The organism is Cellulomonas sp. SG140 (assembly GCF_025770785.1).
Lineage (GTDB): Bacteria > Actinomycetota > Actinomycetes > Actinomycetales > Cellulomonadaceae > Cellulomonas.
In genome coordinates this window covers 60372-81777 of sequence record NZ_JANZLA010000008.1, presented here as the reverse complement: position 1 = coordinate 81777, position 21406 = coordinate 60372, and the positions used below count along the sequence as shown (strand labels likewise).

Annotated in this window: 21 protein-coding genes; 7 read left to right on the top strand and 14 right to left on the bottom strand. The window is 74.3% G+C overall.

Annotated elements, in window-relative coordinates; genetic code table 11:
* Window positions 1–30: 30 nt before the first annotated feature.
* From N0B34_RS14535 to N0B34_RS14505, 7 genes are read right to left on the bottom strand one after another with little or no spacing between them, the layout of a single operon-like run.
* Complete coding sequence (locus N0B34_RS14535) at window positions 31–1596, bottom strand: NADH-quinone oxidoreductase subunit C (protein ID WP_263732133.1); 1566 nt, start codon at window positions 1594–1596, stop codon at window positions 31–33.
* Entirely contained in the window at window positions 1593–3140 is a 1548-nt protein-coding gene (locus N0B34_RS14530) for a proton-conducting transporter membrane subunit (protein ID WP_263732132.1), read from the bottom strand. The genes N0B34_RS14535 and N0B34_RS14530 overlap by 4 nt, the downstream gene beginning before the upstream one ends.
* Window positions 3140–3889 carry a hypothetical protein gene (locus N0B34_RS14525; protein ID WP_263732131.1) on the bottom strand — a complete coding sequence of 250 codons (750 nt, stop codon included), beginning with the start codon at window positions 3887–3889 and terminating at the stop codon, window positions 3140–3142. The genes N0B34_RS14530 and N0B34_RS14525 overlap by 1 nt, the downstream gene beginning before the upstream one ends.
* Window positions 3890–3913: 24 nt before the next feature.
* Window positions 3914–4861, bottom strand: a complete 948-nt coding sequence (locus tag N0B34_RS14520; protein WP_263732130.1) for a respiratory chain complex I subunit 1 family protein — start codon at window positions 4859–4861, stop codon at window positions 3914–3916.
* Window positions 4858–6858, bottom strand: a complete 2001-nt coding sequence (locus N0B34_RS14515; protein ID WP_263732129.1) for a proton-conducting transporter membrane subunit — start codon at window positions 6856–6858, stop codon at window positions 4858–4860. The genes N0B34_RS14520 and N0B34_RS14515 overlap by 4 nt, the downstream gene beginning before the upstream one ends.
* Window positions 6855–7403 (bottom strand): NADH-quinone oxidoreductase subunit B family protein, encoded by a 549-nt coding sequence (locus N0B34_RS14510; protein ID WP_263732128.1) that lies wholly within the window; start codon window positions 7401–7403, stop codon window positions 6855–6857. Before N0B34_RS14510 ends, N0B34_RS14515 begins: the two co-directional genes overlap by 4 nt.
* Complete coding sequence (locus N0B34_RS14505; protein WP_263732127.1) at window positions 7400–7759, bottom strand: ArsR/SmtB family transcription factor; 360 nt, start codon at window positions 7757–7759, stop codon at window positions 7400–7402. Before N0B34_RS14505 ends, N0B34_RS14510 begins: the two co-directional genes overlap by 4 nt.
* Window positions 7760–7941: 182 nt before the next feature.
* Here N0B34_RS14505 and N0B34_RS14500 point away from each other — a divergent pair, with 182 nt between their 5' ends.
* Both N0B34_RS14500 and N0B34_RS14495 read left to right on the top strand, forming a co-directional pair.
* The gene (locus N0B34_RS14500) at window positions 7942–8418 is read left to right on the top strand and encodes a hypothetical protein (RefSeq protein ID WP_263732126.1); all 477 of its coding nucleotides are present in this window, start codon (window positions 7942–7944) and stop codon (window positions 8416–8418) included.
* 176 nt (window positions 8419–8594) lie between these two features.
* Entirely contained in the window at window positions 8595–9215 is a 621-nt protein-coding gene (locus N0B34_RS14495) for a YdeI/OmpD-associated family protein (protein ID WP_263732125.1), read from the top strand.
* A 25-nt stretch (window positions 9216–9240) separates the two neighbouring features.
* Here the strand turns inward: N0B34_RS14495 and N0B34_RS14490 are convergent, their stop codons facing one another.
* Together N0B34_RS14490 and N0B34_RS14485 are read right to left on the bottom strand one after the other, a co-directional pair.
* Window positions 9241–10230: an SDR family oxidoreductase gene (locus N0B34_RS14490; RefSeq protein ID WP_263732124.1), complete on the bottom strand. Its 990-nt coding sequence runs from the start codon at window positions 10228–10230 to the stop codon at window positions 9241–9243.
* A gap of 108 nt (window positions 10231–10338) precedes the next feature.
* Window positions 10339–10809: a pyridoxamine 5'-phosphate oxidase family protein gene (locus N0B34_RS14485; RefSeq protein ID WP_263732123.1), complete on the bottom strand. Its 471-nt coding sequence runs from the start codon at window positions 10807–10809 to the stop codon at window positions 10339–10341.
* A 258-nt stretch (window positions 10810–11067) separates the two neighbouring features.
* Here N0B34_RS14485 and N0B34_RS14480 point away from each other — a divergent pair, with 258 nt between their 5' ends.
* Window positions 11068–11715 (top strand): NADPH-dependent F420 reductase, encoded by a 648-nt coding sequence (locus N0B34_RS14480; protein WP_263732122.1) that lies wholly within the window; start codon window positions 11068–11070, stop codon window positions 11713–11715.
* 82 nt (window positions 11716–11797) lie between these two features.
* Here N0B34_RS14480 and N0B34_RS14475 read toward each other — a convergent pair whose 3' ends face one another.
* From N0B34_RS14475 to N0B34_RS14465, 3 genes are read right to left on the bottom strand one after another with little or no spacing between them, the layout of a single operon-like run.
* On the bottom strand, window positions 11798–12415 hold the full coding sequence (locus N0B34_RS14475; protein ID WP_263732121.1) for a DUF3618 domain-containing protein: 618 nt from the start codon (window positions 12413–12415) through the stop codon (window positions 11798–11800).
* Window positions 12412–12867, bottom strand: a complete 456-nt coding sequence (locus tag N0B34_RS14470; protein ID WP_263732120.1) for a phage holin family protein — start codon at window positions 12865–12867, stop codon at window positions 12412–12414. Before N0B34_RS14470 ends, N0B34_RS14475 begins: the two co-directional genes overlap by 4 nt.
* Window positions 12864–13880, bottom strand: coding sequence for a hypothetical protein (locus tag N0B34_RS14465; RefSeq protein ID WP_263732119.1), 1017 nt, complete (start codon window positions 13878–13880; stop codon window positions 12864–12866). The genes N0B34_RS14470 and N0B34_RS14465 overlap by 4 nt, the downstream gene beginning before the upstream one ends.
* 298 nt (window positions 13881–14178) lie before the next feature.
* On the opposite strand from N0B34_RS14465, the gene N0B34_RS14460 reads away from it, so the two are divergent.
* Window positions 14179–14979 carry an ANTAR domain-containing protein gene (locus N0B34_RS14460; protein WP_263732118.1) on the top strand — a complete coding sequence of 267 codons (801 nt, stop codon included), beginning with the start codon at window positions 14179–14181 and terminating at the stop codon, window positions 14977–14979.
* Window positions 14980–15004: 25 nt separating this feature from the next.
* Here N0B34_RS14460 and N0B34_RS14455 read toward each other — a convergent pair whose 3' ends face one another.
* Together N0B34_RS14455 and N0B34_RS14450 are read right to left on the bottom strand one after the other, a co-directional pair.
* Window positions 15005–16681: a RecQ family ATP-dependent DNA helicase gene (locus N0B34_RS14455; RefSeq protein ID WP_263732117.1), complete on the bottom strand. Its 1677-nt coding sequence runs from the start codon at window positions 16679–16681 to the stop codon at window positions 15005–15007.
* Between the two features lie 80 nt (window positions 16682–16761).
* On the bottom strand, window positions 16762–17802 hold the full coding sequence (locus N0B34_RS14450) for a LacI family DNA-binding transcriptional regulator (RefSeq protein WP_263732116.1): 1041 nt from the start codon (window positions 17800–17802) through the stop codon (window positions 16762–16764).
* 143 nt (window positions 17803–17945) lie between these two features.
* Here N0B34_RS14450 and N0B34_RS14445 point away from each other — a divergent pair, with 143 nt between their 5' ends.
* From N0B34_RS14445 to N0B34_RS14435, 3 genes are all read left to right on the top strand, one after another.
* On the top strand, window positions 17946–18896 hold the full coding sequence (locus N0B34_RS14445; RefSeq protein ID WP_412175758.1) for a carbohydrate ABC transporter permease: 951 nt from the start codon (window positions 17946–17948) through the stop codon (window positions 18894–18896).
* Window positions 18896–19840, top strand: coding sequence for a carbohydrate ABC transporter permease (locus tag N0B34_RS14440; RefSeq protein WP_412175757.1), 945 nt, complete (start codon window positions 18896–18898; stop codon window positions 19838–19840). The genes N0B34_RS14445 and N0B34_RS14440 overlap by 1 nt, the downstream gene beginning before the upstream one ends.
* Before the next feature lie 115 nt (window positions 19841–19955).
* A complete protein-coding gene (locus tag N0B34_RS14435; protein ID WP_263732115.1) occupies window positions 19956–21323 on the top strand; it encodes an ABC transporter substrate-binding protein in 1368 nt (455 codons plus the stop codon).
* Window positions 21324–21406: the final 83 nt, after the last annotated feature.

Here is a 21406-nt window from a genome sequence, read left to right as displayed (position 1 = left end):
CGGCCGGGCGGCCCTCGGGTCACCCGGCCGCTACAGGTCGTTGCCGGCGTAGGACTGGTTGAAGCTCTTGTTGGCCAGGGGGAAGTCCGGGACGATCGTGTCCGCCAGCGCGACCGGCAGCGCGGGCCAGGTGAAGAACGACGGGTCGACGATCGCGGCCCTGGTCAGCCGGCCGGCGCCGTCCAGCTCGACGCGGTGGCAGGCGGTGCCGCGCCAGGCCTCGACGAGCGCGAGGCCATGGGCAACGGGGGTCGTGGTGCCGTCGTCGCCGTCGTCCGCACCGCCTCCGTCCGCACCGCGCGCTTCCTCCTCCGCAGCCGGCGCACCGGTGCCGAGGTTCCCCCCGAGCCTCTCGACCAGGTCGGCGATCAGCGCGGCGCTGACCGCCACCTCGTCGGCGCGCACCGTGAACCGGGCCATGGCGTCGCCGGTCTCGGCGGTGCAGACCCGGAACGACGGGCCGAGGTCGACGAACGGGTGGTCGCGACGCGCGTCGACGTCCAGCCCGCTGGCCCGTGCGACGTAGCCGAGCACGCCCATCTCGGCAGCCTGCTGGCGGTGCAGCACGGCCGTGCCGGTGAAGCGGTCCACCAGCACCGCGGTGCCCAGGGCGATCCGGACCAGCTCGGCCACCTCGGTGGCCACGGAACGGACCAGGTCGACGTCCGGCAGGGCGTGCAGTCGCGCCGAGCCGATGCCGAGGCCGCCGCGCAGCAGCCGGTGCCCGGTGACCAGGGCGTTCGACCGCAGCAGCTGCTCGCGCAGCCGCAGCGTGTGCGTCTGCAGGATGCCGAGGCCGACGTCGTTGGCCATCGCGCCGAGGTCGGCGACGTGGCAGTGCAGCCGCTCGAGCTCGAGCAGCAGCGCGCGCACCAACCGGTCCTGCTCGCCGACCCCGATGCCGAGCGCGTCCTCCACGGCCATCGCGAACGTCAGCGCGTGCCCGACGGCGGTGTCACCGCTGATCCGCTCGGTCAGCGGGAGCGCCTGCTGCGGCGTCCGCCCCTGCAGGTGCTTCTCCAGGCCCCGGTGGACGAACCACAGGCGCGCCTTCATCCGGACGATGGTCTCCCCGACCACCGAGAACCTGAAGTGGCCCGGCTCGATCATCCCGGCGTGCACCGGCCCCACCGGGATCTCGTAGACGCCCTGGCCCTCGACCGGCACGAACGCGAAGCCGCTCTCGTCCGGCCCGAACGTCGGGTCTGCAGCGGCGTCCCGGCGCATCGGGTACCAGCCGGCGGGCCAGTGGGCGTGCCGGGTCAGGCGCCGCGGACGCACGTGGTCGCGGGGCTCGATGCCGAACCCGTCGCGGACGGCCCGCTCGAACCGGCCGGCGGGGAACGAGACCGTGGACAGGGACGGGACCCACGCGTCGTCCCGCGGCACGGCGACGGTCAGCTCGGTGCGCCGGTCGGTGGCCGGGTCGGCGAACGCGTAGACCACTCGGAAGCCGGTGGGTCCGTCGTCGTGCGCGGCGATCAGCGCGATGCGGTGGCCGGCGGCGAGGTGGGCCTCGACCTGCTCGGGCAGCTCCGCGCGGGTCACGAAGGGGGAGGACGACCCCACCGGGCTCGTCGGACGAGGCGCGGTCATGACAGCCCCAGCACGGCGGCCGCCCGCGTCAGCACGTCACCGACCGGCGACGCGACGAACCCGATGACCGCCGTGGTGCCCAGTGCCAGGACGAGCGGCAGCACGGGGCCGCGGTCGGCGCCGTGCGCCTGTGGCTCGTCGTGAACCGCGGGCGCCTGCTCGGCCCGGCCGAGGGTCATCGCCGCGGTCGCGCGGACCAGGCCCGCGACCACCACCAGCAGCAGCGCCACGACCAGGGCCATCGCCCAGCCGAGCCCCGCCCGCCAGCCGGCCAGCACGATCGCCACCTCGGAGAAGAACAGCGCGAACGGCGGGAAGCCGAGCAGCGCCGCCATCCCGACGACCAGCGGAACCGCCAGGTCGGCACGGCGGCTCAGCAGACCGCGCACCTCCGCGATCGTCGTCGTGCCCTCCGAGGCGAGCACCCGCCCCGCCACCACGAACAGGCTCGCCTTGGCCAGCCCGTGCCCGATCAGGTGCAGCAGCACCGCAGCCAGCGCCACCGGACCGCCGACGGCGGCCCCGACCGCGAGGACTCCCATGTGCTCGATGCTCGAGTAGGCGAGCATCCGCTTGTGGTCCCGCTGCCGCAGGATCAGCGCGCCGGCGACGGCGAGGGAACCAAGACCTGCCGCCAGCAGCAGCCCCCGGACCAGCCCGGGCCCGATCACCACGGCGGCGACGGCGCGCACGCGCAGGATCGCGTAGAACGCGACGGCCAGCAGCACGCCGGACATCAGGCCCGACACCGGCGCCGGCGCCTGGCTGTGGGCGTCCGGCAGCCAGGAGTGCATCGGCGCGAGCCCGGCCTTCGTCGCGAACCCCAGCACCGCCAGCCCGGCGGCCACCTTCACCAGCGCGGGGTCCAGCGGCAGCTCACCGCTGACCAGCCGGGTCCAGGACAGGGTCGGCTCGCCGGCGCTGCGGCTCGCGGCGTACAGCAGCACGGTGCCGAGCAGGGCGATCGCGATGCCGACCGACCCGAGCACCACGTACTTCCACGCCGCCTCGAGCGAGCGGGCGCCACCGCGGTGGCCCACCAGGAAGGCGGTGGCGATGGTGGTCGCCTCGACGGCCACCCACAGCACCCCGAGGTTGTCCGTGGTGACCGCGATCGCCATCGCACCGAGGAACACGCACACCAGGGCGGCGTAGCGACGCTCGCTGCGGGTGGCTCCGGTCGGTGCCGACGTGGCGGGTGACGTCCGCGGTTCCAGTCCCGCCCACGTCGCGGTCAGGCCGACGGCGCCCACCACCGTGAGCATCAGGGCGGACAGCGCGTCGGCGCGCAGCAGGTCGCCGCCGAGGGTCGGGACGGCACCGCGGTGCACCAGCAGCGCGACGCCGGTCGCGAGCAGGATCGCGCTGACCAGGACGCCCGAGAGGCGGGTGGTCGCCGACGCCAGCCCGGCGAGGGCGGGGACGCCGGAGCGCGGGCCTGCGGCTCTCGGGCCAGCGGCGCTCGGCACGGCCGGTCGCGGCGCGGCCGCCGCGAGGCCCGCGAGGAGGGCCGCCACCGGCGGCAGCAGCAGGAGCAGGCCCATCAGTCCCTCAGCTCCGTCATCGAGTCGAGCGTGGTGGACCCGACCTGGGCGTGGATCCGTCGGGACAGCACCGCCAGGATCAGCACCACCAGCAGCACGTCGGACGAGATGCCGAGCTCCACCGCGAACGGCACGCCTGCCGCCGTCAGGAACGCGACGGTCGCGATCCCGTTGTCCAGCACCAGGAAGCCGACCAGCTGCGACATCGCCCGGCGCCGGCCGACCAGCAGCAGGAAGCCGATCAGCACCATCGCGATGCCGACCGGCACCGCGAAGGCCGCCGGGCCGGCGGTGCCCGCGGGGCTCGGCGCACCGGCGTGCTCCGCGACACCCTCCGAGATCGGCCGGCTGACCAGGTACGCGACCGTGGTGAGCAGCGCGACCAGCACCAGACCGGCCGTCGGGTTGAGGCGCGGGCCGTCCTCCCGGGCCGCGTCACCCGCCTCGATCCCCGCTCGCAGCCGGCGGCCGAGCACCCACGGCAGCAGCCAGCCGCGCAGCGCCAGCACCAGCACGGCCACCAGCAGCAGCTCCGCACGGGAGGTGCCGGGGCCGCCGGACAGGCCGATGGTGGTCGCGAGCGCCGCCAGCGCGACGCCCTGCAGCATCAGCAGGCGCACCTGTGCCGACAGGTCGCGCCGCCAGACCAGCAGCACCGAGGTGACCAGCAGGGCGCCGGCGGTCAGCGCGACCAGCTGCGTGGCGACGGACCCGGACGGGGACATGGCGACCTCTCGGACGGCGTTCATGCGGCGGCGTTCATGCGGCGGCGCTCAGGCGACCAGGTACGACGCGGTGACGGCGAGGAAGGCCAGCACGAACGAGCCGGCCAGCAGCTCCGGCACCCGGAACAGGCGGAGCTTGGCCATGCCCACCTCGGCGGTGGCGAGCAGCGCGGCGAGCAGGGCGAGCTTGCCGGCCAGCGCGAGGGTGCCCAGCAGCAGCGGCCCGGCGCCGACCGTCGCCGCGACGCCCCACGGCAGCAGCAGGTTGCCGACCAGCCCCAGCAGCACCGACAGCCGCAACCACGACGCGAGGTCCACCCAGGCCAGGTCGCGGCCGGACTGCTCCAGCACCATCGCCTCGTGGATCATCGTCAGCTCGAGGTGGGTGGAGGGGTTGTCGATCGGCAGCCGTCCGGTCTCGGCGAGCACCACGATGCCCAGCGCCACCACGGCCAGCACGCCGGCGGGCGAGATGATGCCGGCCGGGTGGTCGCGGCGCGCCGCGACGATCAGCGGCAGCGCCGAGCTGCCCACCGGGATGGACAGCGCGTAGACCGACACCAGCACGGTCGGTTCCACCAGCGCCGCGATGGTCATGTGCCGGCTGGACCCCATGCCGCCGAACGCCGAGCCAGCGTCGAGCCCCAGCAGGGCGATCGCCACCGTGCCGAGCAGCAGCACGGACACCACCACGAACAGGTCGCCGGGCACCAGCGCGACCGGCACGGCGCCGACCGACGGCACGAGCGCCGCCAGCAGCAGGCTCGAGACGAGGAGCACCAGCGGGGCGGCAACCGTGACGACGCCGGTGCCGGCGGCGCGCAGCGGCGTCTTGGACAGCAGCTTGCGCAGGTCGCGCCACGGCTGCAGCACGCCCGGGCCGGCCCGGCCCTCGAGCCGAGCCCTCGTCTGGCGCGTCACGCCGATCACCAGGGGCGCGAACGCGACCGCGACCAGCACCTGCACCAGGGCGAGCAGCAGCGCGCGGCCGCTCATACGACCACCACCAGCAGCACCGCGACCAGAGCGGTGAACGAGAACGCGAGGTACCGGTGGATCGACCCGTTCTGCACCCGGCGGGCCCGGTCGGCCAGGGCGTCCGCCGCACGGACCAGCGGGCGGTACAGCCGCGCCTCCACCACGTCGTCCACGCGCTGGGCGAAGCGGACGCGCTCCGCCAGGTACGCCGACTCCGCGACGTGCGTGACCACGACGTCGCGGGTGGGTTGCAGAGCGTCGTCGAAGATGCGCATCACCGGCTCGGCGTAGGACGTCGCGTTGTACTGCATCCGCGGGCTGGTGCGGACGCCGCCGCAGCCCCAGCCGAGCACGTCGGTGGTGGCCGGCCGCCGCCGGGCCAGCACGAGCGTGACCACGAGCGCGGGCACACCGACACCGGCGCCGAGCCCCAGCAGGGCCACGGGGCTCAGCACCGCGCCCACGCCGAGCAGCTCGACGCCGCCCAGGCCCACCGTCCGCACGTCGCCGTCCACGCCCGCAGCAGCGGCGAGCACCCGCGCCAGCGGGCCCGGCAGCACCCCGAGCCCGACGACGCCGATCGCACCGGCCAGCATCGCGACCCGCATGCTCCACGGCCCCTCCTGCGCGCCGAGCACTGCTACCGACCGTGCTCGGGCCAGGAACCCGATGCCGAACGCCTTGACGAAGGTGACCAGCGCCAGCCCCGCGGTCAGCGCCAGCGCGGCGAGCGCCAGCGGGATCGCGACGGCCACCACCCGGTCCGCCGGTCGAGCCGAGTGGATCAGCGCCTGCAGCAGCGTCCACTCGGCGACGAAGCCGCCGGTCACCGGCAGTGCCGCCGCGCCGAGCGCGCCGACGCCGAACGTCGCCGCCGTCCACGGCATGGCGTGCACCAGGCCGCCGAGGCGGTCCAGGTCGCGTTCACCGGTGGCGCGCAGCACCGCACCGGCCCCGAGGAACAGCGTCGCCTTGAACGCGGCGTGGCTGACCAGCAGCAGCAGGGCCGCCAGCAGCGCGGCGCTCGCGGCACCCGGCACGTGGTGGGTGGTCAGCAGCATCGCGGTGCCGAGGGCGACGGCGACCAGGCCGAGGTTCTCCGACGTCGAGTAGGCGAGCAGCCGCTTGAGGTCGGTGGCGACGCCGGCCTGCAGGATGCCGTACACCGCCGAGACGGCACCGAGACCGATCAGCAGCACGCCCCACCACGTGGGGCCTCCGGGCAGCAGCCGCACGCCGACCAGCAGCAGCCCGTACGCCCCGAGCGACACCATCGCGGCGCTCATCAGGGCGGACGCATGGCTGGGCGCCTCGGGGTGGGCGCGCGGCAGCCACACGTGCAGCGGCACCAGGCCCGCCTTGGCGGCGAAGCCGACGACGAGCAGGACGAAGGCGGCGGTCGCAGCGGCGCCCGTCGGCCGCGCCGTCGCCATCGCGTCGAACTGCGTCGAACCGGCCGCGGCGGACAGCGCGGCGAACCCGGCGAGGATCAGCACGAGGCTCAGGTGCGTCATCACGGCGTACCAGACGGCCGCATCCCGCACCGTCGCGCGGTGGGCGTGCTCGGCGAGCACCAGGACGGTCGACGCCGCGGCCATCAGCTCCCAGGCGACCAGGAAGCCGACCACGTCGCCGGCGGCCGGCACCAGCTGCATGCCGAGCAGGAACAGGGCGAGCGCGGCCCACTGGGTGCGCGAGGCCGAGGCGCCGTGCACGTACCCGATCGCGTAGACCGAGGCGACCACGCCGACGGCACCGACCAGCACCATCAGCAGCCCGCCCAACCGGTCGGGCGCCAGCACCATCGGCGGCAGGGGGAGTGCCGTGGCGATGCTCACGCTGACCGTCCGCCCTGCGAGCACCAGCGCGCCCGTCACCACGCCGGCGGCTCCCAGCGCCGCGCACAGCGCGCCGGCCACCACGTTCCGCACTCGGCCGCGGGTGCCGATCGCCGCCACGACGGCGCACGCGGCCAGCACCGCCTGCGCCAGCAGACCCCACGCCACGGCGTTCATCGGCCGGTGACCTGCCGCAGCGCCGCGACGATGTCTGCCGGGGCCGGCGGGCAGCCCGGCACCGACAGGTCGACTGGCACCACGTCGGACGCGGCCCCGACCACGCCGTAGGCGCCCCGCAACATCCCGCAGTCGCGCGCGCAGTCGCCGACCGCCAGGACCACACGCGGCTGCGGTGTCGCCTCGACCGTCAGTCGGAGCGGCTCGGCCATGTTGCGCGTGACCACGCCGGTGACCAGCACCGCGTCGGCGTGCCGGGGCGAGGCGACCAGGCGGGCGCCGTAGCGCTCGGCGTCGTAGACCGGACCGAAGGCCGCGGCCAGCTCGATCTCGCAGCCGTTGCACGAGCCGGCGTCCACGTGCCGCACCTGGACGCTGCCGCGCAGCGCGCGGGGGAGGTCGCGAGCCGGGCCGTCCGCCGACGTGGTCGCAGAGCCGTCGACTCCCTGCACCGACGGCTGCTCCGAGCCGCCGCGGGCGGCGGGCGCCGGTTCGGCGATCCGGCCGGTGCGCCGGATCAGCCGGGCCAGGTCCACCAGGCTCATGCGCGCACGGACCCGTGGTCGACCGCCGGTGCCGCGCCGTCCTCGAGCTCCGCCTTGAGGTTCTGCTGCTCGGTCAGCAGGTCCGCCAGCAGCCGCCGGGCGATGCGCAGCAGCTCGGACACCGCGGGCAGGCTGGCGGCGTAGACCACCTCGCCGCCCTCGCGCCGCTGGCTGACCAGTCCGGCCCGGCGCAGCACCGCGAGCTGCTGCGACAGGTTGGACTGCTCGATGTCGATGCTGGCCAGCAGCTCGTGCACAGGGCGGTCACGCTCGGCCAGCAGCTCCAGCACGCGGATCCGCGCGGGGTGCCCGAGGGTGCGGAAGAGCTCGGCCTTGACCTTGTAGAGCTCGCTCACGGCACCTCCCGGGTGACGGCTCGATGACTCGCGCACGTTAGCAGAACAAACAATCTTCAAGTCGCGTCGTCTCGGCCGCCCGCGTATCCACGTCCGCACCGGCCGGCTCCTTCGAGGCACCTGGACATCCGCTGCCAGGAGGCGTGCCGGCCACGCCGGCACCGTCGCGGAGGACGGTTCCCATGCCCCTGTCCATGCAGGCCATCTCGATCATCGGGCGGCTGCACCCCGAGATCTTCGACATCCTCGGCACGCCGACCGCCGCGGTCGGCCGCTACCGCTCCCGCTTCGACCTCGCCGCCCTCAACCCGCAGCCGCTGCCCCCCGGACCGCCGGAGGCGCTGATCACCGGCGTGCGCGCCGCCGCCGAGCTGGTGCGGCTGGCGTCCACGGCGCACCAGCTGGGGGTCGCCTTCGACGCCGATCCCGACGACTGGTGCGGCACCCCGCCGCACGTGCCCATCCCGTGGCCGTACCCACCGATCACCCAGGACCCCGACCCGCACCCGTGGCTGGTCTACAACCTCGGCGTCGCGCTGGGGCTGGAGCTGTCGGCGTCCGTCTGGTCCGGCCTGCGCTCCGAGGCGGCGCTGAACGCCGTGCACGACGGTGCGCTGTCCTACGCGCAGAAGGCGGGGGAGCAGTCCCGGACGCTGTAGTGCCAGGCGCTGTAGTGCCAGGCGCTGTAGTGCCAGACGCTGCAGGGCCGGACGCTGCAGGGCCGGAAGGTGGTGGCGCGGCGGCACGAGCCGCGCCACCACCTTCCGTCGTCGGGGCGATACCGGGGGATGCTCGCTGCGGCCTGTGCGTGGGTGGCGGTCGTTACCGTGCGCGCATGGCTGACGAGCTTCCGGAGCTGCTGGTCGCCGACCAGCAGGCGTGGCACGCGTGGCTCGCCGAGCACGCGGACGACGGGCGGGGCGTGTGGCTGGTCCTCGCGAAGAAGGGCACCACCGACCCGACCAGCCTCACGTACGACCAGGCGCTGGACGAGGCGCTGTGCCAGGGCTGGATCGACGGGCAGCTCAAGCGGCGGGACGCCACCACCTACCTGCAGCGCTTCACCCCACGCCTCGTGCGCAGCCCGTGGTCCCGGCGCAACACCACCCTGGTCGGCCGCCTGCTCGAGGAGGGCCGGATGCGGCCGCGCGGGCTCGCCGAGGTGGACCGGGCGCGTGCCGACGGACGCTGGGACGCGGCGTACGCCGGTGCCGCCGGCAGCGAGGTCCCGCCGGACCTGGCGGCTGCACTGGCGGCCGATCCCGACGCCGCCCGCACGTTCGCCGGGCTGACCAGCCAGAACCGCTTCGCGATCCTGTACCGCCTGGGCACGGTGAAGCGTGCCGAGACACGCGAGCGCCGCATCCGTGAGTTCGTCGCGATGCTCGCCCGCGGCGAGACGCTCCACCCGCAGGGGCGACGCACCGGGGAGCCGAGCGGCGGCGCCCAGGGCTGAGCCGGTCGACCCGAGCGTGCCGGGCTCAGCCCACGCGGAACCGCTCGACGAGCCGGTCCATGAGCCCGTCCAGCCGCTCGTCGACCACCCGGCGCGCCGGGTCCTCGTCGTGCCAGGCGACGATCTCCCGGGCGCCCTGCTCGAACGGCACGGTGCTGACGAAGTCCGGCACCACCGAGCGCAGCTTGGACGTGTCGAACACCGACGACCACGTCTTGTCGCCCAGCAGCGACGCGCCCCACTCGGAGTCGGCGGCGGCGATCTGGTCCGACGGCACGTGCACGATCCGCGCCTCCGTCCCGGCGGCCGCCGCCAGCGCCTGAGTGATCTGGTCCCACGTCAGCACGTCGTCACCGGTGATGGTGAACGCCTCGCCCAACGTGCGGGTGTGCCCCAGCAGGGGGACGAACCCGCGGGCGAAGTCGGTGTGGTGCGTCAGGGTCCACAGCGACGAGCCGTCGCCGTGCACCACCACCTCCTGCCCGCGGCGCATGCGCTCGACGGCCGTCCAACCGCCGTCCAGCGGCACGAGCGTGCGGTCGTAGGTGTGGGACGGGCGGACGACGGTGACAGGGAAGCCGCTGTCCCGGTAGGCCTGCGTCAGCACGTCCTCGCAGGCGATCTTGTTGCGGCTGTACTCCCAGTGCGGGTTGCGCAGCGGCGTGGACTCGCGGATCGGCAGGCGCAGGGCCGGCGTCTGGTAGGCCGACGCCGAGCTGATGAAGACGTACTGGCCGGTGCGGCCCTCGAACAGCTCGATGTCGGTGCGCACGTGCTCCGGGGTGAACGCCACCCAGTCGACCACCGCGTCGAACTGCCGGTCGCCGAGCGCGTCGCGCACCGACTGCGGGTCGCGGACGTCCGCCACCACCGACTCGACGCCGTCCGGCAGGGGCCGCCGGCCCGTCCCGCGGTTCAGCACCGCCAGCTCGATGCCGCGGGCGACGGCCAGCTCGGTGCAGGCCGAGCTGATGACGCCGGTGCCGCCGACGAACAGGACGCGCAGCGCTGACATAGGGCTCTCCTCAGGGATGGTGACCGGCCTGGTCGACGCCTCGACGGCTCAGGAGCTCGACGGCTCAGGACCCAGTCTCCCGTACCTGCCGTCGTGCGCAGCCCGGCGTCAGTCGCGCTCCAGCCGCGTCACGCCCCGGCCGGCGTGCCACGACTCGACCGCCAGGCGGGTGCCCGTCGGGTCCATCCCGGTCCACACCACCTCGAGCAGGTCCGCCCGGAACAGGTCGCCCGGAGGGCCGTCCTCCGGGAGCGGCCCCTCGAGCACCGCCCGGCCGGCGACCTTCCCCTCACCGGCCCAGCCGGACGGGGTCTCGCCCGGTGGGTCGATCGTCGGGCCGTGCAGCGCGAAGCGCGGGTCGCGGCGCAGGTCGGCGCTCTTCAGCGAGCCCGGCATAGACCCGAACCTCAGCTCGCCGCCGTCGAACCAGCACTCGATCCCGCTGATCCGCGGGGACCCGTCGGCCCGCAGCGTCGCGATCGTCTTGTGCCGGCGCGCCCCCGCCGCCGGGTCCAGCGCCGCACGGACGCGGGCCGCCAGCGCCGGCGCCTCCCGCTCGATCTCGTCCCAGCTCGCCATCCCGGCAGCATGCCGGCGACCACCGACACGACCGGGCCCTCGTGCGCGGGTGGCGCCACGGATCACGCCCTGCTCGCGAAGCGCACGCGTGCGGTCCAGCGCCGTGGTCGGGGCGGCGCCGGGCTGGTCGGGCCACGGAACCGCGTCGACCGCATCGTCGGCCGGCTGCCGCTGCTCTGAGCGAACGCGACGCTCGTCCTTCCTGTGCATCGCCCACCTGCGGGAATGCGCCGGTGGTCGGCCCGGTTGGCGCGAGTCGTGACAACTCTCGGACTCATCGGCTCCGGCCACATCGGTTCCCAGCTCGCCCGCCTCGCCGTCCGCAACGGCTACGACGTGGTGCTCAGCAACTCCCGCGGCCCGGCCTCGCTGGCCGGTCTGGTGCAGGTGCTCGGCCCGCGGGCGCGCGCCGCCACCCCGGACGAGGCGGCGGCCGCCGGGGACCTGGTCGTGGTGACCATCCCGCTGCACGCGCTCGACACCGTCCCGGTCGAGCCGCTGGCCGGCAAGGTCGTCATCGACACCAACAACTACTACCCGCAGCGCGACGGCCAGATCCCGGAGCTGGACGACGAGTCCACCACCGTCTCGGAGCTGCTGGCCCGACGTGCGCCGGGCGCCCACGTCGTCAAGGCGTTCAACCACATCCTCGCCTCGGAGCTGACCACCGACGGCTCACCGGCCGGCACGCCGGGCCGTCGCGCCCTCGTCGTCGCGGGGGACGACCCCGCCGCCCGGCGCCGCGTCGTCGAGCTGCTCGACGAGTTCGGCTTCGACGCCGTCGAGCTGGACTCGCTGGCCGAGGGCTGGCGGATCCAGCGGGACACCCCCGGCTACGGGGCACGCCGGGACGCGGACCAGCTGCGCGCCGACCTGGCCGCCGCGAAGCGCTACCGCGACATGTGACGGCTCGCTGAGACCAGCCCGGACGTGACGGCGCCCGGTACCGAGAAGCTCGGTACCGGGCGCCGCGCCGTGTCGCCAGGTGCTACTGGCGGGTCTCCTGGACGTTCTCCTTGGCCTGCACCGCCTCGTCCTTCAGGTCGGACGCCGCCTGGGTGCCGTGCTCCTTGAGCTCGCCCGCGGCCTGGGTCGCGGCCTCCTTCACGGCCTGGCCGGCCTGCTGCGCCGGCTCCTTGAGGTGCTGCGCCACCTCGGCCGCGGTCGCCTTGGCCTCCTCGGTCAGGTCGGCCGCCTGCTCCTTGACCGCGAGGGCCGCGCGCTGCTCGTGCTCGGTCGCGGGGACCAGCGACGAGGCGAGCCAGCCGACGCCGAACGCGATCAGCCCGGCGGCCAGCGGGTTGCCCTCCGTCTGGCGCGCCACCGTGTGCGGCAGGCCGGTGACGGCCTCCCCGGCCGACGAGAGGGCGTCGCCGGAGGACGAGGACACGTCCCCGGCGGTGTCACCCGCCTTGTGGGCGGCGTCGCGGGCGGTCCCCATCACGCGGGACTTCAGCGACGTGGCGCCGGCGCGCAGCTTGGTGGCCTGCCGGTGGGCCATGCTGCCGGGGCTCACCTTGTCGCCGAGCGCGTCGACGTCGTAGCTGAGCTCGGCACGGGTGCGCTCGATGTCCGCGCGGATGCGGTCCGGGTCGTTGGTGGTCATCGGTTCTTCTCCTCGTGTCCGGCGAGAGCGTTCGGGATCTTCTTGGCCGTGTCGGTGGTCTGCTGCAGACCCGACATGCGGCGCAGCTCGGCGCGACCGCGGGCCGCCAGCACCGCGCCGATCACCGCCCAGACGACGGCGACCACCACGGCGGCCCAGCCGTGGCCCATCGCGGAGCCGAGGCCCCACCACAGGGCGACCGACAGGAACAGCAGCACCATGTGGCCGGCGACGCCGGCGCCGGCGAACATGCCCGCGCCCTTGCCCGCGTTCTTCGCCGACTGCTGCAGCTCGGCCCGAGCGAGGGCCACCTCCTGGCGCATCAGCGTGGAGACGTCCCGGCTGATGTCGGCGAGCAGGTCGCCCAACGACGGGGCTGCGGACGCCTCGGCCTCGGCCCGTGCCTGAGCGGCCTCGGCCTGCGCCTGCGCCGCGGCCTCGTCGAGGTTCATCGCCAGCCCTCCTCGTTCCGCGGCTCGGCGGCCGGGTCGACGGTGGGGTCGGTCGCCCGGTCCGGGCGCAGCGGCGCGTCGAGCGGGTCGGCCGTCTCGTCGGCACCCGTCCCGTAGCCCGTCCGGTCGTAGCCGCCCTGGTCGTAGGTGCTCCGCTCGTAGCCCGACTCGTCGTAGCCCGCCCCGCCGAGCTGGCCACCGGTCGCTGCGGGTGCGGTCTCGTACGACGTCGTGCCCAGGTCGGTGACGCCCGAGCCGTAGCCCGCCGCATACCCGGCGCCCTGCCCGTACCCCGCGCCCTGCCCGTACCCCGCGCCCTGCTGCTCCACGCCGGTGGGCGGCCAGGCGGTGACCCGCTCAGGCGCGCCGGCCGCCCGGTGGCCGGGGGACGTGCGGCCGGCCGACCCCACCGTGGTGCCGCCCGGCTCGTCGGCGTCCTTCAGGCCGCGCGTCAGCCGGCCCGCGAGCACCCCCGCGCCGGCCGCGATCGCCAGGAAGGCGCCGGGACGACGACGGGCGAACTCCTTCACCTCCTCGAGCACGCTGCCCGGCTCGTGGTCCTCGAACCACTGCGCCAGGTCGTTGGTGCGCGACGCGACCTGCCGTGCGACGTCCGAGGCGAGGCCGCGCTCGGTGGAGCTGTCGGCCATCGAGCCCAGCTCGTGCCCGAAGCTGCGCAGCCCGCCGGCCAGGCGCTGCTGCTGCTCGTACGCCTGGGCGGTCAGCTCCACACGGGCCTCGTCCATCAGGTCGCTGGCCTGCCGGGTGGCCTCTCCGGCCACCGACCTGGCCTTGTCCACACCCTCGTCGACCAGGTCGCTGCTCTTCTCCTTCGCCGAGCTCGCGACGCCCATCGCCTCGTCCTTCGCGACGGCCGCCGTCTCGCCGGCGCTGCCCGTGTCGCCGGAAGGGGCGACGGACGGGAGCTGCGTGGTGGGCTGGTCGTCGGCGGGCCAGCTGCCGCCCGACGACGCTCCCGTGCCGGGGGAGGTGGTCCCGTAGTCGTAGGTCATGACATCTCCTCGCAGGTGGGCGAAGGCACGCCGTAGGTACGGCGGTGCCCTCGATCGGTCGTGGAGGGGCTCGACGGAGCTGTCCGCGCGCTCGCCGGCGCGCCGTGCCCGTGAACCGGCGGGCCCTCGACGGCTGTCCTGCGCCGACGCCCGCACCCCCGGCGGGGACGCCGGCTGGTCGTTTCACGGTAGGCATGAGCGTGTCGAGCCCGCCACCGGAACGGGGGTCGGCCCGCGCGGCGCGGGTGCGTGCACCGTCGCGGTGGCGGCCCGCGCGCCTGGGCCGCACTGTGGTGCGATGCCGCCGCTCGCCGACGTCGACGACAGCCGCCGGCAGCCGCTCGCCGGAAGCGTGCCGCCAGCCGGGAGCCCGCCGCTGGCCGCGCTGAGCGCCGCGCTGCACGAGCGAGCGGTGGTGGAGCCCGCGCTGGAGGCGTGGGCCGAGGCCGTCCCCGGGTTCCTGGCGGTCCGGATGGACGTGCGGGTGCGGCTGACCCGCCCGGACGGACACGTGGTGCAGGTGCGGACCGACGAGCGTCGCGACGACGGCGGTGCCCTTCCGGGGCCGGGCGACGAGGCGCCCGACGCGGCGGCCGGTCGCCTCGTCGAGGACGGGTGCCTCCTCGACGACGGCTGGCTCCTGGACGACGGCTACGGCCGTCCCGCGGCGCTCGCGTCCGACGAGCACCCGTCGGGTGCGGTGCTCGGCGGGCCGGTGGTCGGCGGCGGCGCCGTGCTGGTGATGCTGCTCAGCCGCTCACCGGTGGACTGGCACCACGGTCTGGGCACCACCGCCCGGTGCCTGGTGGACGAGCTGCGGACGGTGGTCGGCCTGGCCGTCGGGCTCGAGCAGGCCGTGGCGTCCGTGCAGGACGCCGACGCCGTGCTGCGCTCGCGGGCCGTGATCGACCAGGCGGTCGGCGTGGTGATGGCCCATCACTGCTGCGGAGCGGGTCAGGCGATGGAGCGGCTGCGGCGGGCGTCGCAGCGCACCGGCGTGCCGGTCGCCAGGCTCGCCGAGCGGCTGGTCACGGACGTGTCCGGGGGCCCGCCGGCGTCCCCGGACGGGTTCCGGCTGCGGCCGTCGGCGACGGCCTGACGGAGGGCGGCCACCCGGATCCCGCTCATGCGGACTCCGCACGTGGCCCGTCTGGCGTCAGCACGCCGGAGTCCAGCGCCACGGCGATGTCCAGCGCCACGTAGCCGCGGGACTCGAACAGCACCGTGACGCGGTCCGCCTCGACGACGCTGACCACGCCGCCGCCCCAGGCCTGGTGCCGCACGTGCTGGCCGGGACGCAGCGGACCGGCGTGCACCTCCACGGACGTGCCGGCGTCGCACGAGTCGCAGCGGCCGCACACGTGCGGGTGCTCCTCGCCGAGCAGCTCCAGCAGCACCCGCCGGCGGCAGTCGGTGGTGTCGGCGTAGGTGCGCACCAGCTCGACGCGGGACCGGTCGAGCGTCGCCCGGTGCTCGTGCCGCCGCTGCACCGCCTCGGCGGCGTCGCGCACCGACGTGCCGGTGCCGGCGAACCGGTCGCCGACCCGCCGCACCGCGTCGACGTCCACCAGCTCGGCCAGGGCGCGGGACAGCGTGCGCGCCGCCAGCCCGGTGGCCGAGGCGAGCGCCGCCCGGTCCGTCGGCTCGTCGCCGACGCACCTCAGCACGGTCGCGAGCGTCTCGCGCCGCGGCCCGGCGGAGCCGCGCAGGTACCTGTTGAGCGCCACGTCCTCGGCCCGGGCCACCAGCACGGCACGCGCCGGCTCCTCGTCCCGACCCGCGCGTCCCACCTCCTGCCAGTACTGCTCGAGCGACGGCGGCGCCCCCGCGTGCACCACCAGCCGCACGTCGGCGCGGTCGACGCCCATGCCGAACGCGCTGGTGGCCACCACCAGATCGGCGCGCCCGTCCAGGAAGGTCCGCTCCACCCGCTGCCGCGCCATGGGCGGCAGCCCGGCGTGGTACCGGAGCGCCGGACGACCCGCGGCGTCCAGCGCCTCGGCGAGGCTCTCGACGTGGCGCTTGGTGCGGGCGTACACGATCACGGCGCCGGGCTCCTCGAGAGCGAGGTCCACCACGAGCGCGTCCCGCTCGCCCTCGGACGCCGCGTGGTGCACGCCGAGCCAGATGCCCGGCCGGTCGGCGTCGTGCACCACCACGGCCGGGTCCCGCATCCCCAGCCCCTCGACGATCTGCCGGCGGACGTCGGCGGACGCCGTGGCCGTCATGGCGAGCACCCGAGGGTGCCCCAGCCGCTCGACCAGCCCGGTGACGTGCCGGTAGTCGGGCCGGAAGTCGTGCCCCCACTCGCTGACGCAGTGCGCCTCGTCCACCACCACCAGGCCCGGTCGCGCCCGCTCCACCGCGGCGACCACGTCGGGCCGCGCCAGCTGTTCCGGTGCCAGCAGCAGCACGTCGAGCTCCCCGGCGGCGAACCCGTCGAGCGCGGCGCGGTGCCGGGCCGCACCCCCGGCGGAGGACGCTGCCGCGGCACGCAGCCCGGCGTCCTGCAGTGCCGCGACCTGGTCGCGCTGCAGTGCCAGCAGGGGGCTGACCACCAGCGCGGGCCGGCCGATCAGCAGGGTCGCGATCGCGTACACCGCCGTCTTGCCCGCGCCGGTCCGGGCGACCAGCAGCACGTCGCCGTCGGCCAACCGCCGCAGCGCGTCCCGCTGCTCGGGACGCAGCCGCGCCTCCGGCCCGAGCACCGTGCGGACGGCGTCGTCCAGCTCTCGGCGCGACGCGGCGAGACGGGGGACCGTCCCGTCGTGCGGGGCGACGTCCGCAGTGGTCTCCGGCACAACAGGCTCCCGTCGGCAGACGAGCCTCGACGGTAGGTCGGTGGTGCAGGGCCTGCCAGCGGGGTGACGGCGGGCGCCGCTCAGCCTCGTGGGCGGTACGGTCCCGTGCTCGCGCGGACCTGCAGCGTGGTGCCCACCACCACGTGCTCGCGCGACACGTCGACGTGGTCGCGCACCTGCGCCAGCAGCAGGCGCACCAGCTCCGAGCCGATGGTGCGGAAGTCCTGGCGGACCGTGGTCAGCGGCGGCCAGAGGAACTCGGTGAGCGCCGCGTCGTCGAACCCGACCACCGAGACGTCCTCCGGCACCCGCACGCCACGCTCGTGGAGCGCTCGCATCAGCCCCGCGGCCATCTCGTCGTTGGCGCTGTAGACGGCGGTGACGGACGGGTCGTCCGCGATCTGCGCGCCGAGGGCGTAGCCGGACTGCGGCGTCCAGTCGCCGCGGAGCACGGGTGGCACCGGGCGGCCGGCACGGCGCAGCGTCTCCTGCCAGGTCTCCTCGCGCTGCACCGCGGGCGCGGAGTCCGCCGGTCCGGCGATGTGGTGCACCGTCGGGTGGCCGAGGCCGAGCAGGTGCTCGACCGCCGAGCGCGAACCGCCGATCTGGTCCGACCCGACGGCGGCGTGGTGCCCGACGAACCGCGAGTCGGAGACCACCACCGGCATGCCCGGCGGCAGCGCGAGGTCGTCCGGGGTCGCCACCTCGGCCCGGATGACGATGAGACCGTCGACCGCCTGATGCCGCAGCCGCGTCGCGGCCTCGGACACGTCGGCGGGGGAGACCACGTCGACCAGGGCGACCGTGTAGCCCTCGGCACGGGCGGCCTCGACGACACCCTCGATGGTCCGCGACTCGCCGGTGCGGGCGAACCGGTGCGCCACCAGGCCGATCGTCTCGAAGCTGCCGTTGCGCAGCGCCCGGGCCGCCGTGTTGGGCGCGTAGCCGAGCATCGCCATGGCCGACTGCACCCGCTCGCGGGTCGCGGCCCGCACGGCGTCCGACCCGTTGGCGACGCGCGAGACGGTGATGGGGGCGACGCCGGCCAGGCGCGCCACGTCGGCGATCGACGCCCGCGGCGGCTGCGGTGCGCCGGCTGCCCCCTGAGGACCTGCGGCCATGCCGGGAGCATAGCCATGGTGACGTGCCCATCGCCGTCTCGGGCCGGGTGAGTCCGCAGAAGCCGTTATCGCACCGTGACCGCAGGGGGGTTGCAGATGACAACGTGACCATCTAGGTTCGGTCTCGCTTGGTAACGTCACCAATGTCGGTGACCGGCAGACCGGAGACAAAGGTGTCAGCAGCTGTCGTCCTCACGGACGTGGGCCCCGCGCCCGCCCAGCCCAGCAGGCGTCGGTCCTTCGCGGGCCTGTGGTTCGCGATCCCGTTCCTCGCCGTGTTCCTGTTCGTGCTCGTCGTGCCGGTGCTGTACTCGCTCTACCTGTCCGTGTTCAAGGACAAGCTCATCGGCGGGCGCAGCTTCGTCGGGCTGGACAACTACTCCCAGCTGTTCTCCGACCCGAAGTTCTGGGACGGCCTCGGCCGGGTGGCCCTGTTCCTGGCGGTCCAGGTGCCGGTGATGCTGGGCCTGGCCCTGGTCGCCGCGCTGGCGATCGACTCCGGCCGGCTGCACGGCGCCTCGTTCTTCCGCATGTCCGTGTTCCTGCCGTACGCGGTCCCCGGCGTCGTCGCGGTCCTCATGTGGGGCTTCATGTACGGCGACCAGTTCGGCCTGGCCGGCAACATCAACAGGCTGGTGGGCCACGAGCTGCTCACGCCGCTGAGCCCGCAGTGGATCCTCGTCGCGATCGGCAACATCGTGACCTGGGAGTTCGTCGGCTACAACATGCTGATCTTCTACTCGGCGCTGCGGTCGGTGCCCCACGACCTCTACGAGGCCGCGGCGATCGACGGCGCCGGTGCCTGGCGCGTGGTGTTCAGCATCAAGCTGCCGGCCCTGCGGCAGGCGATCGTCATCGCGACGATCTTCTCGATCATCGGCTCGTTCCAGCTGTTCAACGAGCCCAACATCCTGCGCACGCTGATCCCCTCGGTGATCGCGACGTACTTCACGCCGAACATGTACGCGTACAACCTGTCCTTCGCGGGTCAGCAGTACACGTACGCGGCGACCCTCGCGATCGTCATGGGCCTGGTCACCGCGGTGATCGCCTACGTGGTCCAGCTGCGCGGCTCCCGGGAGGCGAACCGCTGATGGCGACCACGACGATCGACCCGACGGCCCCCCGGACGGCCGGCACCGACGCCGGCTCGGCCCGCGCCCGGCGCGCCCGCCGGTCCCGCGCGGTGAGCCCCTTCGGCGGCCCGTCCGTCCGGCTGACGCTGGTGATGGTGGTGTTCGCGCTGTACGCGCTGGCACCGTTGGCGTGGCTGGTGATCAACGCCAGCAAGACGCAGCAGTCGATGTTCGGCTCGTTCGGGCTGTGGTTCGCCGGGCGGTTCGCGCTGCTGGACAACCTGCACCAGGTGCTGACGTACGACGGCGGCATCTACGTCCGGTGGCTGGCCAACACGCTGCTCTACGTGGTGGTCGGCGCCGGCGGCGCGACCGTGCTGGCGACGCTCGCCGGGTACGGGCTGGCCAAGTACGACTTCCCCGGCAAGCGAGCCGTGTTCGCCACGGTGCTCGGCGCCATCGCGATCCCGGGGACGGCGCTCGCGGTGCCGACGTTCCTCATGTTCAGCCAGCTGCACCTGACCAACACGATCTGGGCGGTGATCGTCCCGTCGCTGGTCAGCCCGTTCGGCCTGTACCTGATCTGGGTGTACGCCCTGGACGCGGTGCCGACCGAGATCCTCGAGGCGGCCCGGATCGACGGCTCCGGCGAGCTGCGCACCTTCCTCACCATCGGCGTGCGGCTGCTCGCGCCGGGCGTGGTGACGGTGCTGCTGTTCTCGGTGGTGGCGACGTGGAACAACTACTTCCTGCCGCTGATCATGCTCAACGACCCGAACCTCTTCCCGCTGACCATCGGCCTGCAGCAGTGGAACCTGCGGGCGACCGGCGTCAACGCGACGCCGATCTACAACCTGGTCATCGCCGGGTCGTTGCTGGCGATCGTCCCGATCGTCGCCGTCTTCCTCTCCCTGCAGCGCTACTGGCAGTCCGGCCTGGCCGCGGGGAGCGTCAAGGCCTGACCCGTCGCGGCCGCACCGAGCCCGACCCCCGGGCCGCGGCGCGACCGCGTCACCCTCTCGATCCCTCCCCGCACGTCCCGCACCCCCCTCGCACGACGATGTGAAAGGAAGTGTCATGTCCCTGCACCCCCGTCGCCGCCTGCGCGGCGCAGCCGTCCTCGCGGCTGGTGTCGTGGTCGGCCTCGCCCTGGCCGCCTGCTCCTCCTCCGGTGGCTCGTCCGGCGGCAGCACGTCCGCCGGTGGCTCCGGTGGCGGTTCCGCCGCCCTGGACGCCGCCCTGTCCAAGGGTGGAGAGATCACCTACTGGACCTGGACGCCGTCCGCCAAGGCGCAGGTCGCCGCCTTCGAGCAGGCGTACCCGAACGTCAAGGTCAACCTGGTGGACTCCGGTGGTGCCGGCGACACCAACACCAAGCTGCAGAACGCGATCAAGGCGGGTTCCGGTGCGCCGGACGTGGTGCAGGTCGAGTACCAGTCGCTGCTGCAGTTCGTGCTGCCCAAGGACCTGGTGGACCTGACCAAGTACGGCTTCGGGGACCTGAAGAGCAAGTACTCGGCCTCCACGTGGGGCGCGGTGACCGGTGCGAACGGCATCTGGGGCCTGCCGCAGGACTCCGGGCCGATGGCGCTCTTCTACAACAAGACGGTCTTCGACAAGTACGGCCTGACCGTGCCGAAGACGTGGGACGACTACATCGCGGGCGCCAAGAAGCTGCACGCGGCCGACCCCACCAAGTTCTACGTCAACGACACCGGCGACGCGGGCATGACCACGTCGCTGATCTGGCAGGCCGGCGGCCGGCCGTTCAAGTCGGACGGCGACAAGGTCTCCATCAACCTGCAGGACGCCGGCAGCAAGAAGTTCGCCGACATGTGGAACCAGCTCAACGAGGGTGGCCTGCTGGGCAACATCCCCGGCTGGAGCGACCAGTGGTTCAAGGCGCTCGGTGACGGCACCATCGCCACGCTGGTCACCGGCGGCTGGATGCCCGGTGTGTTCGAGGCCAGCGTCCCGGCCGGCAAGGGCCAGTGGCGGGTGGCGCCGATGCCGACGTTCGGCAGCGACACGGCGACCGCCGAGAACGGCGGCTCCACCGAGGTGGTCGTCAAGCAGTCGAAGAACCCCGAGCTCGCCGCGGCGTTCCTGCGCTGGCTGAACTCCGACCCGGCGTCGGTGAAGGTGTTCCTCGCGTCCGGCGGCTTCCCGGCCACCACGGCCGACCTCGAGTCGGCCGACTTCCAGGGCAAGACGGACGACTACTTCGGTGGCCAGCAGGTCAACAAGGTGATCGTCGACTCGTCGAAGAACGTCGGCACCGGCTGGCAGTACCTGCCGTGGCAGTCGTACGCGAACAGCATCTTCAGCGACACCGTCGGCAAGGCCTTCCTCAACAAGTCGGACATCAACGAGGGCCTCAAGGCGTGGCAGGACCAGAACGTGTCCTACGGCAAGGAGCAGGGCTTCACGGTGACGGCCGGCTGACCTGATCCGACCGGCGGGGGTGGGCCGGCTCCTCGGCCCACCCCCGCGCCCGTCCTCGACCGACTTCCCTCCAGCGACGGAGC

What these genes read in the sequence shown, in the direction of transcription:
- N0B34_RS14535 (WP_263732133.1), bottom strand. Translation starts at nt 1,596, where the DNA reads ATGACCGCGCCTCGTCCGACGAGCCCGGTGGGGTCGTCCTCCCCCTTC.
- N0B34_RS14530 (WP_263732132.1), bottom strand. Translation starts at nt 3,140, where the DNA reads ATGGGCCTGCTCCTGCTGCTGCCGCCGGTGGCGGCCCTCCTCGCGGGC.
- N0B34_RS14525 (WP_263732131.1), bottom strand. Translation starts at nt 3,889, where the DNA reads ATGAACGCCGTCCGAGAGGTCGCCATGTCCCCGTCCGGGTCCGTCGCC.
- N0B34_RS14520 (WP_263732130.1), bottom strand. Translation starts at nt 4,861, where the DNA reads ATGAGCGGCCGCGCGCTGCTGCTCGCCCTGGTGCAGGTGCTGGTCGCG.
- N0B34_RS14515 (WP_263732129.1), bottom strand. Translation starts at nt 6,858, where the DNA reads ATGAACGCCGTGGCGTGGGGTCTGCTGGCGCAGGCGGTGCTGGCCGCG.
- N0B34_RS14510 (WP_263732128.1), bottom strand. Translation starts at nt 7,403, where the DNA reads ATGAGCCTGGTGGACCTGGCCCGGCTGATCCGGCGCACCGGCCGGATC.
- N0B34_RS14500 (WP_263732126.1), top strand. Translation starts at nt 7,942, where the DNA reads ATGCCCCTGTCCATGCAGGCCATCTCGATCATCGGGCGGCTGCACCCC.
- N0B34_RS14495 (WP_263732125.1), top strand. Translation starts at nt 8,595, where the DNA reads ATGGCTGACGAGCTTCCGGAGCTGCTGGTCGCCGACCAGCAGGCGTGG.
- N0B34_RS14490 (WP_263732124.1), bottom strand. Translation starts at nt 10,230, where the DNA reads ATGTCAGCGCTGCGCGTCCTGTTCGTCGGCGGCACCGGCGTCATCAGC.
- N0B34_RS14485 (WP_263732123.1), bottom strand. Translation starts at nt 10,809, where the DNA reads ATGGCGAGCTGGGACGAGATCGAGCGGGAGGCGCCGGCGCTGGCGGCC.
- N0B34_RS14475 (WP_263732121.1), bottom strand. Translation starts at nt 12,415, where the DNA reads ATGACCACCAACGACCCGGACCGCATCCGCGCGGACATCGAGCGCACC.
- N0B34_RS14470 (WP_263732120.1), bottom strand. Translation starts at nt 12,867, where the DNA reads ATGAACCTCGACGAGGCCGCGGCGCAGGCGCAGGCCGAGGCCGCTCAG.
- N0B34_RS14465 (WP_263732119.1), bottom strand. Translation starts at nt 13,880, where the DNA reads ATGACCTACGACTACGGGACCACCTCCCCCGGCACGGGAGCGTCGTCG.
- N0B34_RS14460 (WP_263732118.1), top strand. Translation starts at nt 14,179, where the DNA reads ATGCCGCCGCTCGCCGACGTCGACGACAGCCGCCGGCAGCCGCTCGCC.
- N0B34_RS14450 (WP_263732116.1), bottom strand. Translation starts at nt 17,802, where the DNA reads ATGGCCGCAGGTCCTCAGGGGGCAGCCGGCGCACCGCAGCCGCCGCGG.
- N0B34_RS14445 (WP_412175758.1), top strand. Translation starts at nt 17,946, where the DNA reads ATGTCGGTGACCGGCAGACCGGAGACAAAGGTGTCAGCAGCTGTCGTC.
- N0B34_RS14440 (WP_412175757.1), top strand. Translation starts at nt 18,896, where the DNA reads ATGGCGACCACGACGATCGACCCGACGGCCCCCCGGACGGCCGGCACC.
- N0B34_RS14435 (WP_263732115.1), top strand. Translation starts at nt 19,956, where the DNA reads ATGTCCCTGCACCCCCGTCGCCGCCTGCGCGGCGCAGCCGTCCTCGCG.